The organism is Halomonas aestuarii (assembly GCF_001886615.1).
In the GTDB taxonomy this organism is placed as follows: Bacteria; Pseudomonadota; Gammaproteobacteria; order Pseudomonadales; family Halomonadaceae; genus Halomonas; species Halomonas aestuarii.
The window spans coordinates 3493654-3506385 of the sequence record NZ_CP018139.1 but is presented as its reverse complement, the minus strand read 5'-3'; the positions used below and the strand labels follow the sequence as shown (position 1 = coordinate 3506385).

Here is a 12732-nt window from a genome sequence, read left to right as displayed (position 1 = left end):
CCAGATAGATAGCCGACGCGAGACGCTGACGACCACGCCCGCCCCGGCTAACCGGGGCGGGCGTTTTCGTTTCCCCTCACAAAGCGGGCCTTGTGCCGCCTCGCCTGGCCAACCACCCTGAAGGGAAAAGGTGTCAGGCCACGTGGGGGAGCCGGCCACATGAAGCCCAGAATCAGCATGATCACCCTCGGCGTCAGCGACCTGGCGCGCGCGATCCGCTTCTACGAGCAGGGCCTGGGCCTGCCGCGCAGGGACTCGCCCCCCGAGGTGGCCTTCTTTCCGCTCAACGGCAGCTGGCTGGGGCTCTATGGCCGCAATGCGCTTGCCGAGGACGCCGGTGTGCCGGCCGAGGGCAGCGGCTTTAGCGGGGTGACCCTGGCGCATAACCTCGGCTCCGAGGCTGAGGTCGACGCACTGCTCGCCCAGGCGGTGGCCGCCGGCGCCACCCTGGTCAAGCCCGCCCAGAAGGTCTTCTGGGGCGGCTATTCCGGCTACTTCGCCGATCCCGACGGCCACCTCTGGGAGGTGGCCTACAACCCCTTGTTCTGGATCGGCCCAGGCGATGAGGATGCCTAGGCCCGGGGCCACAGCGTCGTCCGCCTGGTCAATGAAGTGCCACGTCAATCGACGCGAAGACACGCTAGATTAAGGGACACTGAAGCGTATTTCTGCACAGGGTTGGGGCGTGATTCCTGGTAGGTCACGACGGCCGGGAAGGTGATAGTCGTACGTCAAAAATAAGAAGGAGAAGATCATGCAGAGTGAGCTGTTGTATCTCACGTTGGTAACGGCAATAACCGGGTTGATGTGGGTTCCCTACATTCTGGACCGCATCCTTGTACGAGGTCTCTCCGACGCGGTGGGCTACCCCGCGAACCCGAGACCACAGTCCGCGTGGGCCACCCGATTGATGAAGGCTCATGCCAATGCCGTCGAGAATTTGGTTGTATTTGCTGCTCTGGTGCTTGCGGCGCAAGCTGCTGGTATCAGCGGCGGTGCCACGGCCACGGCATGTGCGGTGTACTTCTGGGCGCGCGTGGTGCACGTACTCGCATACACGTTCGCCATTCCATGGGTTCGCACGCTTGCGTTCGCCGTCGGCTTTTTCGCGCAAGCCACTCTGGCGTGGCAACTCCTCGTTAACTACTAGAGTTGCCGCCCAACCTCAGTGGTTGCGGACGGGCGGCCACCGCGACAAGGTCGCCGGCTACATCGAGCAAATGAATCACCCAGAGCCCGACATTTAGCAACCAAGGGATGTTCGAGGGGGGTATGGCATGCCGGATTCAAGCGCATTGATCGGATCGTGGCGTATGGACACGTGGACTCGCACTTCCATCACGACAGGTGAGACCACGGACGCGCTGGGGCCATCGCCCATCGGGTATATCGCCTATCATCGAGACGGCCGAATGATGGCAACCGTGTTCCGGCGTGACCGGCTGCCGTCCAGGGGAGAGGGCTGGACGGAGTCGGAGAAGGCGCAACTGTTCGACGACATGCTGGCATATGTCGCGTCCTACACGCTCGAGGAAGACCGCGTCGTGCATCATGTCGATGCCTCCTGGAACCCGAACTGGCAAGGCATGCTGTCGCGTCCGTTCACGCTGAAGGGCGACCGGTTGATCATAAGTGGTGCTCCTGGCATCGACCCCACAACTGGTGAGGAGGTGGTCTATCGGATGGAGTTCACCAAGGCCTGAGCCCCTTCCCTCAGCGCATATGTCACTCGCTGGCCAGCCAGGGGATAGCGGGCACACTGTTCCGTCCTTGTCGGAATGCTCCTGGCCGCTTCGATATTGACAAGAAACCCAGGTCTTTCCGGAAGCAAATTGATTGGCCACCCACCCACGCTCCCCCCGCCGCGGACCTCAATCAGGGGGAAGGTCAGCCCGTCTCGCTTACTACCACAAACGCCATTTCCCTGCTGCCAGCGGCCTGAGGCCGAGGCGGCGAAGGGAAGGGCGGCCTATGCTTGGGCTAGCCACGACGACGGCGATGCGCTGATGTCCCCGGGTTCGCCTGGAGGGCCGGAGGAGGGTGCGCATATCGGCGAGCCCCTCCTGCCCGTTACTGTCGGGACGTGGCGTCCTGTCCCAGAGGGGAGTGAAGGCTGATGGCAACGCTGATCGTGTTTCATGACGTCGAGGATGGCGAGCACTGGGCCAAGGCCTGGAAACAGGGGCCGGGCAGCCGGCACGAGCTGTTCGCCCAGATCGGGGTCACCGCCCGCACCTTCAAGAACCCCGAGCACCCTAACTCGGTAGGACTGATCCTGGAGGTGCCGGACATGGAGCGCTTCCAGTCCTTCATGGCCACCGACGAGGTCAGGCAGGCCATGGTGGAAGACCGGCTGAAGGTCGAGACCATGCGGATGCTCGGGGAGTTCACGCCCTGATCCTTCCCGTGTCAGGGCGTCGCTTGCCCGGCTTCAGCGGTAGCCGGCCATCAGGTCGCGCACCAGCGGGGTGTCGGCGTCGCGGTGGGTGGGCAGCTCGAAGCGGGCCCGGGCGATGGCGGTGCGCGAGAGTGTGGCCTCGATCAGCATCTCGCGATCCTCGGCCTGGGCCAGGACCTCGCCCCGCGGGCCGAGGATGCGCGACCCGCCCCAGAAGTGGCTGCCGTTCTCCGGGCCGAAGCGATTGGCCATGATCACCGGGGTGCCGTAGGTCATGGCGTAGAAGTGCAGGTTGATGGCCCAGTTCTGCTCGTTGGAGAAGTCCTCGCTGACGATGCCCGTGGCGGAGTTGATTGGTGCGCAGAGCACCGTGGGACGGGCCAGCAGGGCGGCATGCACCAGCCCCGGGTTCCACAGGTCGGCGCAGATCAGCGAGGTGGCGGACCAGCCCGGGCGCACCGCCTCCTGGGTGAGCTCGCTGCCGTGGGTGAAGAGCTTGCCTTCCTCCAGGCCGCCATAGGTGGGCAGGTTGAGCTTGCGGTGCACGGCCTGAACCTCGCCGTGCTGCAGGATCGCCAGGGCGTTGTAGTACTCGCCCGGGCTTGCCTCCTCGACGAAGCCCACGATCACCTGCATCTCGCCCGCCACCCGGGCGAGGGCGGCCAGGCGCGGGTCCTGGGCCGGGCAGGCCAGCTCGATCACCCGGCTGCCCAGGCTGTAGCCGGTCAGGGAGAGCTCCGGGAACACCAGCAGTTCCAGTCCCGCCTGATGGGCCTCGGCGATCATCTCCAGGTGGCGTTCGAGGTTGGCATCGACGTCGCCCAGGGTGGCGTTGATCTGGGCGGCGCCGACGCGCAGGTGGTCCTGATAGTGCATGGTGGCGTCTCGCTGTCGGGGGTCGGGAAGTGCGGGCAACGGGCCGCGGATGATCGCACCCGACCGGCACTCCTTCAAGGCAAGGCGCGCGCTAGCAGGCGGATGGCAAACTTGTGTTGCAAACCAATGAAGGCCGCCCTGGGGCGGCCTTCGTCACGATCATGCCTGGTCGGGACGGAACCCGGCCGGGCGAGGATCAGAGCAGGTCATGCTCGGTGAGGAAGTCCTCGGCCACCCGCTCGATGGTCTGCTTCTCCACGTCGACCTGGGCGTTGAGGCTGGACATGGTCGCATCGTCCAGCAGGCCGGAGAGCTTGTCCATCTGGGCCTCGAGCTCGGGGTTGGCCTCGAGGGTCTCCGCGCGCACCACCGGGGTCAGGGCGTAGGCCGGGAAGTAGTCCTGGTCGTCTGCCAGCACGCGGAAGTCGAAGGCCGGGATGCGGCCGTCGGTGGCGAACACCAGGCCGACCTCGACCTGGCCGTCGCGCAGCGCCTGGTAGACCAGGCCGGAATCCATGCGCTTGACGTCGGCGCGGCCGACGCGGAAGTCATAGGCCTGCTGCAGCGGGCGCCAGCCGTCCTCGCGGGCATAGAACTCGGCGTTCAGGGCGAAGGTCAGGCCCTCGTCGTCGTTCACCGCCTGGGCGAGGTCGGACAGGGTCGCGATGCCACGCTCCTCGGCATCATCCTCGCGCATGGCCAGGGCATAGGTGTTGTTGGCGTCGGAGGGCGCGAGCCATACCAGGCCCTTCTCGGCGTCGAGTTCCTTGACCCGCTCGTAGGTCTCTTCCGGCGACAGGCGCTCGGTGACATCGTTGTAGTTGATCAGCGAGGTGCCGGTGTACTCCCAGTACAGGTCGATCTGGCCATTCTCCTGGGCCTGGCGCAGCACGGCCGAGCCCATGCCGGAGCGCTTCTCGACGTCATAGCCGAGGTGCTCCAGATACTGGCTGGTCATGCTGGCAAGGATCTGCTGCTCGGTGAAGTTCTTGCCGCCGACCACGACCTCGTTGGCCTGGGCGGTGGCCAGGGTCCCGGCCAGTGCCAGGCCGGATAGCAGGGTCATCACGTTCTTCATGCGTTGCTCCTTGTCGTCGATGGGTCGTTCGTTGCTGTTGTCGTGTGCCCCCGTTGCGGGAACGGGAGCTGGTTGCCATCAGGCGCGACCGGGATTCACGCCGCGCGGCACCACCAGGAAGGCGGTGATGGCGATGAGCATGTCGACCACGACCGCCAGCAATGCCGTGGGGATGGCGCCGGAGAGCATCATCACCGGGTCGTAGAGGTCGATGCCGGTGAAGATCAGCTCACCGAGGCCTCCGGCCCCGATCAGGAAGGCCAGGGGCACGGTGCCGATGTTGATGGCCAGCGCCGTGCGGATGCCGGCGAAGATCACGTACAGGGCATTGGGCAGCTCGACCCGCAGCAGGCGCTGGGTGGGCGACATGCCAATGCCCGCCGCCGCCTCCATGAGGGCCGGCGAGACGCCCTTGAGGCCAGTGTAGGTGTTACGGGTGATCGGCAGAAGTGTCGCCACGAAGAGCCCGAAGATGGCCGGCACGGTGCCGATGCCCAGGAAGCTCATCGACAGGGCCAGTACCGCCAGTGTCGGGATGGTGGTACCCACGTTGAGCACCTGCATCGCGGATTCGGCGACCTTGGCCATGCTGGGGCGCGACAGCAGGATACCCAGCGGGATGGCGACGAGGATCGCCAGGCTGCCGGAGACGGCGGTCAGCCACAGGTGCTGCACCGCCAGGTACTGGATGTCCGGCAGGTAGAAGATGAAGTCGTCGATCACGCCGCTGGACTGGCTCCAGACCCCGGCCACGAAGAACGCTACCAGCACCAGCAGCCGCATGGCCCCCGAGAGGTTCAGCGTCGGCATGGGCTTACTCCTTGCTGGCTGGTGACGGTGACGCCTCGGTGCCCGTGGCGCCGATGCCGCTCCTGGAGTGGGCGCGGTAGCGGGAGCCCAGGTGGTGGGTGATCGCCCGCTGGGTGATCTGGCCGACGATGCGGCCGTCATCGTCGACGCAGGGCACCCAGGTCATGTCGTTGGAGAACATCAGCGAGGCGACCTTGCGCAGGTCATCGTCGAGGCTGACCACCACCGGCACGCTCTGGAAGTGGTCGCGGCAATGGCCCTTGGTGGTGCGGGCCACGGCGGAATTGATGATGCCCACCGGCTGGCGCTTGTCGTTCACCATCACGATGCTGTTCAGGTAGCCGTATGACTCGATGCGCTCGAGGGCGGTGGCGAGGGTGTCGTCCGGTCGTACCAGACCGATCTCGTTGCTGGCCAGGTCGCGGACCTTGACCAGGTTGAGGCGCTTGAGCGCGCGGTCCTCGCCGAGGAAGGACTCGACGAAGTCGTTCCTGGGCGCGGCCAGCAGCTCGTCGGGCTCCGAGTACTGCACCAGCTTGCCTTCGCGGAAGATGGCGATGCGGTCGCCCATCTTGATCGCCTCGTCGATGTCGTGGCTGACGAACATGATGGTCTTCTTGAGATCCTGCTGCATCTTCAGGAATTCGTCCTGGATCACCGCCCGGTTGATCGGGTCGATGGCGCCGAAGGGCTCGTCCATCAGCATCACTGGCGGGTCGGCGGCCAGGGCCCGGGCCACGCCGATGCGCTGCTGCTGGCCGCCGGAGAGCTCGCTCGGGTAGCGCTTGAGGAAGGCATCCGGCTCCAGGGCGATCATCCGCATCATCTCGCGGGCGCGCTCCTTGTACTTCGCCTTGTCCCAGCCCAGCAGCTTGGGCACCACGGTGATGTTCTCCTCGATGGTCATGTTGGGGAACAGGCCGATCTGCTGGATCACGTAGCCGATGCTGCGGCGCAGCTCCTGGGTGTCGAGGCTGGTGGTGTCCTCGCCGTTGATGAACACCTTGCCCGAGGTGGGGCGGATGATGCGGTTAATCATCTTCAGGGTGGTGGTCTTGCCGCACCCGGAGGGGCCGAGCAGGATGCAGATCTCGCCGCTCGGTACGTCCATGCTGATATGGTCGGCAGCGGTCACGGCGCCCTTGGGCGTGTCGAAGACCTTGGTCAGGCTATCGAGTCGAATCATGTAGCGGTCCTTGTCGAGTCGGCAGTGTCTCGCGGATGACGGCTCAGGCGGTGGCGGCGGCGCGCTCCATGCCCTTGGGCGTCAGGCGCTTCTGCAACGCCAGCAGCGAATAGTCGACGATGATTGCCAGCACGCTGACAGCGACGGCGCCGACGATCAGCTGGCGCGGATCGGACTGGGAGATGCCGCGGCTGATGAAGGTGCCGAGTCCCCCGGCGCCGATGTAGGCGGCGATCGCCATGACGCCGATGTTGAGTACCACCGCGGTGCGCACGCCGGCCATGATCACCGGCACGGCCAGCGGGATCTCGACCATGCGCAGGCGCTGGTTGGGGCTCATGCCGATGCCGCGGGCGGCCTCGCGCAGGGCGGGATCCACGTTGTTGATGGCCGTGTAGGTGTTGCGGATGATCGGCAGCTGCGAATAGAGCAGCACGGCGATGACCGCGGGCATGTAGCCGATGCCCTGGCCGATCAGCGACAGGATCGGAATCATGATCCCGAACAGGGCGATGGACGGGATCGTCACGATGATCGAGGCGATGTACAGCACGGTCTTGGCCGCGCGCTCGTTCTTGGTGATGGCAATGCCGATCGGCACCCCGGTCAGGGTCGCGATGCCGACCGCCACGGCCACCAGCGAAATGTGCTCGACCGTCCGGGTCAACAGGAGCTCCAGGTTGTCCAGAGCGTACTGAAACAGTTCCAAGCAACGTCTCCTTTATTCTTCACCCCGGGATTCTTCACCCCAGATGGCCGACGGGCTTCGTGGGCCGGGGCTGTCGGGGGGCCATGCGGCGCCCTTGCCCCGACCAGGGTGGGGCGTGTGTGTCTTGCAGGGGAACCGATACAGCTTAGCAGAGCCACATAGCCGATTGTTATGGATATGAATGACGATCGAAAATGCCAATTATTGATATTGGTGATGCGCCATTCGAGTGCAGGTCGGTGGCATGAGGCCTGGAGCACCCGGTTAGGTGGCGTGAGGATGCCTTGCCCTTCCGAAGTGTGACACGCTCGTGGTGGGTGATCACCACTCGGCGGCGTACCTCATCGACGACCCGCTCAACCCTCACCTGGGCTGTCTCGGAAATGGCCCCTTTTCTATAGCGTTACCGCTGAAGTCGGACGCGATTCTCGTGTGTTGGAAATCACCTCGGAACCCTTCGGCCAAGCATCGCGAGTTACCCACTGGCCCTCCCTTCCTTCTAACTGATTGCGTGCAAAATGTTTTCAAACAAACAGAATGGCCCATGCACCGATTGAAGGCATAACATGAATGCATACGCAAACAACTAACGTGCATTTGATATTATACCCCTGTGTATCCATGCTTAGACGCACAATTTTATTAATGAATACAAGAAATAAATGGAAAATATCAACGGACAGACATTTGACGTTGTCGTCATAGGCGGTGGCATCATTGGAGCAAGCACCGCCCGCGAAGTCGCTGCCGAGGGTTACTCCGTGCTGCTGGTGGAAAAAGATGATTTTGCATCTGGCGCTACCAGTCGTTCCAGTAGACTCCTTCATTGTGGCCTCAGGTATTTTGAGGCGCCGAAGCCTGTCAGAACCTTCATGATGCATCCGTCCAGGCTGCTGAATGCGCTGAAGATGTCAAAGCAAGCCATGAAGGCAAGGTACGAAGTTGTTAAATCGGTCCCGCAGCGCGTCAATAGTATCAACTTCATCCTGCCGATCTACTCTGACGATGACTTCAAACCATGGCAGATTGATCTAGGGTTCTCCGTCTTGTCTCGTTTCACACCTGACGACGTTCCACTGGACTACCAAAGAATTGGCAAAAGTGAGGCACTATCAAATCCTCTCATTGCATCACTATCGAACAAGGATAAGCTGATCGGCGCTGCCAAGTTCACGGAATACCAGTTCAATTGGCCCGAAAGACTCTGTGTAGATGCAGTCATGGATGCCAAGCGTCTTGGCGCTGTAACGCTCAATTATACGGTAGCCAAGATAAAGGACGCGTCAGGAGGTGAAAGAACGATTGAACTGAAGGGTCACGGAGGCAAGACTGCTCAAGTTAAGGCATCCCGCGTCATGGTTATGGCTGGTGCATGGATCGATCGCGTGCTTTCGGACGTTGAAAGTACCATGCCACGCAAGTCAACGGGAACAAAAGGCGCTCATATTGTCGTCAAGTTGCCGGAAGCCTGCCGAGGTCAGGGAATCACCAAGTTAAACAGCCAAGGTGAACCCTTCTATTGTATTCCGTGGTCTGACTACCACTACATCGGGCCCACTGAGACCTTGTATGAGGGCAACCCCGATGAGGTGCATGCGGATAGCGACGACGTGAGATTTCTCCTTGAGGAGACGGCATCACTCTTTCCCGGTCTGAAGATCACCCATGAGGATATTGTCAGTACCTGGGCAGGGGTGCGCCCCTTGACCTTCGACGAAAACCAGCCGAAGGGCGCTCGCAACAAGGTCCTTCACGACCTCTCCAGGCATGGCTTGTCGGGGGTCTATGCGCTGACTGCAGGCCCTATCATGAGTCACAGGGATACGGGCAGGGAGGTCGTCACCAAGCTACTCCAGGAAATCGAGCCGCACGGACAGAAAACCTCACTCGAGTATGCGTCCGAATTTTCCTTGAACTATGCGGACAATTTCTATTCGGAGTTCAGCGAAGAGAGCATCAAGAAAGCCGTTAAAGATGAAGATGCCAGAACAATTTTCGATGTGATCTATAGGAGGTTGGGTATTGGATGGGATTACGATGCTTTACCTGAGCTAGACGTCGACCATGTCAGCCGCATCATGGCCAGGGAGCTTCACTGGACAGAGGTCGATAGAAAAAGCGAAGTACAAACATTTCTCAAAGAGTCAAAGAGGTTATTCGATGTGCCGGATATTTGAATAATCAAGACTTAATAAAATTACAAAAGGAAATAAAAAAATGAGCGAACAAATGAAAGAAACAAAGAATGTTGAGCTTAACATGAGTCGTCGGACACTCCTCAAGGCCGGAGCGGCCGGGGGGTTGTTGGCAATGACACCAGCATGGGCCTCCAAGGCATTCGCAGAAACAGGATGCAGTGAGCTGACAGCAGCGATTACTGGCTTCACGACAATCAATACACTGGATCCATCGCAAGCGACTCTCATTCCTGAGTTCTACGTTCTCTGGGGTGTCTTCAATAGTCTCGTCAAGTTCAATGAAGACATGGAGATCGTACCGGATCTGGCGGAAAGCTACGAAATCGTCAGCCCAACCGTACTGAGGTTCAAGCTTCGCGATGGCATCAAATTCCATGACGGTCATGATGTCACGGCAGAAGACGTGAAGTTCAGCCTCGAACGCACAATGGACGAAAGCCAGGGTTCACCCCACCGCACCAAGTTTGAAGCGGTATCCGAAATCAAGGTGCTGGATCGACTCGAAATCGAGATCGTCACGCGTGAGCCTTTTGCGCCCATGCTGAGTTACTTGACCAATACTCGGACAGGAAGTCAGATCGTTCCTAAACATCTTCTTGAAAACGGAACACCTGATGACTTCTCGACCTCGCCGGTCGGAACCGGAGCCTACCGGGTCACCAACATGGAAGCCGGAGCTTCCGTGACGCTGGAAAGTTTTAACGAGTATTTTGTCGCGGATCAGCCGAAAATCCCTAAGATCAATATCCCCTTGATCTCCGAAGAGAGCGCAGGCGTCACTGCTCTGCTCGGCGGCAATGTGGACATCACGAGTACGGCACCGTTCTCTGATGTCAAGAACCTCAAGGACGACTCAAGGGTGCAGGTGCTGAGTTCGCCAGGCGTCAACACACGCTTTATCAGCCTGAATACGCAGGCTGCTCCCTTTGATGACGTTCACTTTCGGCGAGCACTCTCCATGGCCTTCAGCCGCCAGGCAATGGTGGATGTCGTGCTCTTCGGCGAAGGGAAAGTCGCCAAAGGCGTCATTCCCAGCTCGATCTCGTGGGCAAGCCGAAAGACGACATCCGACATCCTGAACATGGATGCCGAGAAGGCCCTGGAGGAGCTCTCGAAATCTGCATACCCTGCCGATACAGAAGTCAAGCTGCTGACGTGGGGCTCTGGCTGGTGGAAGCGGTTTGCCGAAGTGTTTGCTCTGCAGGTCAACCAGACGCTTGGCACCAATATTTCGGTTGAAGTGTCGGAGTCGGGAGCGGTGTACCAACGAAAGCAGACCGGCGATTTCCAGGCCAGTATCTGGGGATGGCTTGGGCTGATCGACCCCGATGAGTATGCCTACGAGATCTTGCATACCAATGGATGGAGAAACTACGGCGGATATTCGAATCCGGAGGTCGATTCTCTGCTTGAACAAGCCAGGCGTGAATTCGATCAGGCCGCGCGTGGCGACCTTTACCGGCAGGCAGAGTCGATCATGCAGGAAGACTGTCCTGTCATCCCGTGTTTCGAAAGTAATATACACAATCTGCTTGCTCCTGATGTTCGCGGCTTCAAGCAAGTTCCTTATTCGGCTTTCGGCTCACAGTTTGCCTCCATAAACGATTGCTAACAAAATTGCATCAAACGAAAGGGCTCGATAACAACCAGGTTGTTATCGAGCCCCAACCATGATGGGTAAACTATGCCTGCACAATTAAAATACTTCTTATCGCGCTTGCTGGGTGCCTTGGCTACCATTGTAGTCGGCTCCTTTCTTGTGTTCCTGGTCATGAAAGCCGCTCCTGGAGACCCTGCCCTCACCGTATTGGGTGACTTTGCCACTCCAGAAACGATAGCCGCATTCAATCAGGAAAATGGTCTTGATAATCCTCTTATCATTCAGTACCTGGACTGGTTCAATGGCATCGTCCGTTTCGATTTCGGTCAGTCGTTGACCATTTCAAGCGGTCAAGAAATAAGTGATCTGTTGGCATATCGACTTCCCAATACCATTACCATCGGTATCTATGCCATTGTCATTGCCACGCTTATTTCTCTCGTCTTGGGAACCGCCGCTGCACTGAATCGTGGGAAGCTGACCGATACCGCAACGACATCCTTCGCCATTCTAGGCGTGTCAATGCCGGATTTCTGGCTAGGATATATGCTGATATTGGGTCTATCCATAAATCTTGGTATCTTTCCCGCTTACGGCTTTATTCCTCCCTTCGAGTCGATCACAGGATCTCTGTATTCAGGCTTTCTACCCGCGCTGGCAATAGCTGCACCCATGGCTGCGGTATTTTCAAGAACGCTACGGGCCTCCCTGGTCGAAAATCTCAATCGTGATCACGTGACCGTGGCCAAATCCATCGGCCATTCCTACAAATTCATATTTTTACACCATGTCTTCAGAAACTCCGTTATTCCATTCGTGGTGGTCATCGGGCTCCAGGTGCGTTATCTGCTCGGTGGTGTAGTGATCATCGAAAAAATATTCGGGGTCGATGGTGTTGGATCCCTTATGGTCGAGGCCGCTTTCGCGAGAGACTACTTTGTCGTCCAGGCGTGTGCAGTCGTCTTCCTGGCAACAGTCCTGGTCATCAACTTTATTGTTGACATGATATGCGTTCTGCTAGATCCCAGGAGGGCCAGCTGAAATGAATTACAAAGCTTTGTTGAAAAGTCATACAGCACTTGCCGGAGCGGTAATTACATTACTGTTCGTTTTGGCCATCATTTTCTGGCCGGTATTCTCTCCCTGGAGCAGCAACGGACACGATTTTTTAAACGTGTTGAAGCAACCGTCATTCCTGCATCCTTTTGGGACAGATAGCCTGGGCCGGGACGTTGCAACGCGAGTATTCGAAGGCGCGCAAATCTCGCTGTTGATTAGCCTGTCTGGCGTTATAACAGCGATGATCATCGGTGTGAGTATCGGCCTTTATGCAGGCTACCGGGGCGGCCACTTCGATCTGATCGTCATGCGCGTCGTGGACTTGTTTTTTGGCTTCCCGGCTTTCGTGCTGGCGTTGTTCCTCATGGTGGCGCTTGGCTTTGGAGTGACGAACGTGAGCCTTGCGATCATGCTTGTCTACTTTCCAATCTTTGCCAGGATTACAAGGAATACGACGGAGGTCGTCAAAAACGATCATTTTGTGCAGGCAGCAAAGATCATGGGACAGAGCACATCGCGCATACTGTTTCTTGAAATTCTTCCGAATATCTCGGCCCCGATACTTGTTCAGGCGAGCGTTGCCGTAGCCTTCGGCATAGTGATCGAGTCTGGACTGTCGTTCATTGGCCTGGGCGTACAGCCCCCTACCGCTTCACTGGGTGTCATCATGGCCGATGGGCAAGAGTATTTTCGTCGAGCGCCTTGGGTCATGACCCTTACGGGCCTGGTTATCACTGCCATGCTACTGGGACTCAACTTGCTAGGCGACGGCCTGAGAGACCTCTCTGATCCTCGGCTCAAAACTCGGGAGTCATGAA

At 59.2% G+C, this 12732-nt stretch carries 13 protein-coding genes; 8 read left to right on the top strand and 5 right to left on the bottom strand.

The features are described 5' to 3' along the window. Positions 1-159 precede the first annotated feature (159 nt). The 4 genes from BOX17_RS16370 to BOX17_RS16355 all read left to right on the top strand — a co-directional run bounded on the left by BOX17_RS16370 (position 160) and on the right by BOX17_RS16355 (position 2398). The gene (locus BOX17_RS16370) at positions 160-576 is read left to right on the top strand and encodes a VOC family protein (protein WP_071946440.1); all 417 of its coding nucleotides are present in this window, start codon (positions 160-162) and stop codon (positions 574-576) included. A gap of 178 nt (positions 577-754) precedes the next feature. After that, the gene (locus tag BOX17_RS16365; RefSeq protein WP_071946438.1) at positions 755-1150 is read left to right on the top strand and encodes an MAPEG family protein; all 396 of its coding nucleotides are present in this window, start codon (positions 755-757) and stop codon (positions 1148-1150) included. Positions 1151-1277: 127 nt separating this feature from the next. Beyond that, entirely contained in the window at positions 1278-1703 is a 426-nt protein-coding gene (locus tag BOX17_RS16360; protein ID WP_071946436.1) for a lipocalin-like domain-containing protein, read from the top strand. A 413-nt stretch (positions 1704-2116) separates the two neighbouring features. Then, positions 2117-2398, top strand: a complete 282-nt coding sequence (locus BOX17_RS16355; RefSeq protein WP_071946434.1) for a hypothetical protein — start codon at positions 2117-2119, stop codon at positions 2396-2398. Positions 2399-2431: 33 nt separating this feature from the next. Here the strand turns inward: BOX17_RS16355 and BOX17_RS16350 are convergent, their stop codons facing one another. The 5 genes from BOX17_RS16350 to BOX17_RS16330 all read right to left on the bottom strand — a co-directional run bounded on the left by BOX17_RS16350 (position 2432) and on the right by BOX17_RS16330 (position 7057). Continuing rightward, positions 2432-3274 carry a nitrilase-related carbon-nitrogen hydrolase gene (locus BOX17_RS16350; RefSeq protein WP_071946432.1) on the bottom strand — a complete coding sequence of 281 codons (843 nt, stop codon included), beginning with the start codon at positions 3272-3274 and terminating at the stop codon, positions 2432-2434. A gap of 196 nt (positions 3275-3470) precedes the next feature. After that, positions 3471-4352 (bottom strand): glycine betaine ABC transporter substrate-binding protein, encoded by an 882-nt coding sequence (locus BOX17_RS16345; protein WP_071946430.1) that lies wholly within the window; start codon positions 4350-4352, stop codon positions 3471-3473. Between the two features lie 78 nt (positions 4353-4430). Then, positions 4431-5162 carry an ABC transporter permease gene (locus tag BOX17_RS16340; protein ID WP_071946428.1) on the bottom strand — a complete coding sequence of 244 codons (732 nt, stop codon included), beginning with the start codon at positions 5160-5162 and terminating at the stop codon, positions 4431-4433. Between the two features lie 4 nt (positions 5163-5166). Then, positions 5167-6348 (bottom strand): ABC transporter ATP-binding protein, encoded by a 1182-nt coding sequence (locus tag BOX17_RS16335; RefSeq protein ID WP_071946426.1) that lies wholly within the window; start codon positions 6346-6348, stop codon positions 5167-5169. Positions 6349-6391: 43 nt separating this feature from the next. Next, positions 6392-7057 (bottom strand): ABC transporter permease, encoded by a 666-nt coding sequence (locus BOX17_RS16330; protein ID WP_071946424.1) that lies wholly within the window; start codon positions 7055-7057, stop codon positions 6392-6394. Positions 7058-7719: 662 nt separating this feature from the next. Here BOX17_RS16330 and BOX17_RS16325 point away from each other — a divergent pair. From BOX17_RS16325 to BOX17_RS16310, 4 genes are all read left to right on the top strand, one after another. Next, positions 7720-9234, top strand: coding sequence for an FAD-dependent oxidoreductase (locus tag BOX17_RS16325; protein ID WP_071946422.1), 1515 nt, complete (start codon positions 7720-7722; stop codon positions 9232-9234). A gap of 40 nt (positions 9235-9274) precedes the next feature. After that, entirely contained in the window at positions 9275-10867 is a 1593-nt protein-coding gene (locus tag BOX17_RS16320) for an ABC transporter substrate-binding protein (RefSeq protein ID WP_071946420.1), read from the top strand. 72 nt (positions 10868-10939) lie between these two features. Further along, positions 10940-11896: an ABC transporter permease gene (locus BOX17_RS16315; protein WP_071946418.1), complete on the top strand. Its 957-nt coding sequence runs from the start codon at positions 10940-10942 to the stop codon at positions 11894-11896. Position 11897: 1 nt separating this feature from the next. Continuing rightward, the gene (locus BOX17_RS16310) at positions 11898-12731 is read left to right on the top strand and encodes an ABC transporter permease (RefSeq protein ID WP_071946416.1); all 834 of its coding nucleotides are present in this window, start codon (positions 11898-11900) and stop codon (positions 12729-12731) included. Position 12732 lies beyond the last annotated feature (1 nt).

Bases quoted from the DNA above. Each gene is read 5' to 3' on its own strand.
- BOX17_RS16315 (WP_071946418.1), top strand. From the start codon at position 10,940: ATGCCTGCACAATTAAAATACTTCTTATCGCGCTTGCTGGGTGCCTTG.
- BOX17_RS16360 (WP_071946436.1), top strand. From the start codon at position 1,278: ATGCCGGATTCAAGCGCATTGATCGGATCGTGGCGTATGGACACGTGG.
- BOX17_RS16325 (WP_071946422.1), top strand. From the start codon at position 7,720: ATGGAAAATATCAACGGACAGACATTTGACGTTGTCGTCATAGGCGGT.
- BOX17_RS16345 (WP_071946430.1), bottom strand. From the start codon at position 4,352: ATGAAGAACGTGATGACCCTGCTATCCGGCCTGGCACTGGCCGGGACC.
- BOX17_RS16365 (WP_071946438.1), top strand. From the start codon at position 755: ATGCAGAGTGAGCTGTTGTATCTCACGTTGGTAACGGCAATAACCGGG.
- BOX17_RS16335 (WP_071946426.1), bottom strand. From the start codon at position 6,348: ATGATTCGACTCGATAGCCTGACCAAGGTCTTCGACACGCCCAAGGGC.
- BOX17_RS16320 (WP_071946420.1), top strand. From the start codon at position 9,275: ATGAGCGAACAAATGAAAGAAACAAAGAATGTTGAGCTTAACATGAGT.
- BOX17_RS16350 (WP_071946432.1), bottom strand. From the start codon at position 3,274: ATGCACTATCAGGACCACCTGCGCGTCGGCGCCGCCCAGATCAACGCC.
- BOX17_RS16355 (WP_071946434.1), top strand. From the start codon at position 2,117: ATGGCAACGCTGATCGTGTTTCATGACGTCGAGGATGGCGAGCACTGG.
- BOX17_RS16340 (WP_071946428.1), bottom strand. From the start codon at position 5,162: ATGCCGACGCTGAACCTCTCGGGGGCCATGCGGCTGCTGGTGCTGGTA.
- BOX17_RS16370 (WP_071946440.1), top strand. From the start codon at position 160: ATGAAGCCCAGAATCAGCATGATCACCCTCGGCGTCAGCGACCTGGCG.
- BOX17_RS16310 (WP_071946416.1), top strand. From the start codon at position 11,898: ATGAATTACAAAGCTTTGTTGAAAAGTCATACAGCACTTGCCGGAGCG.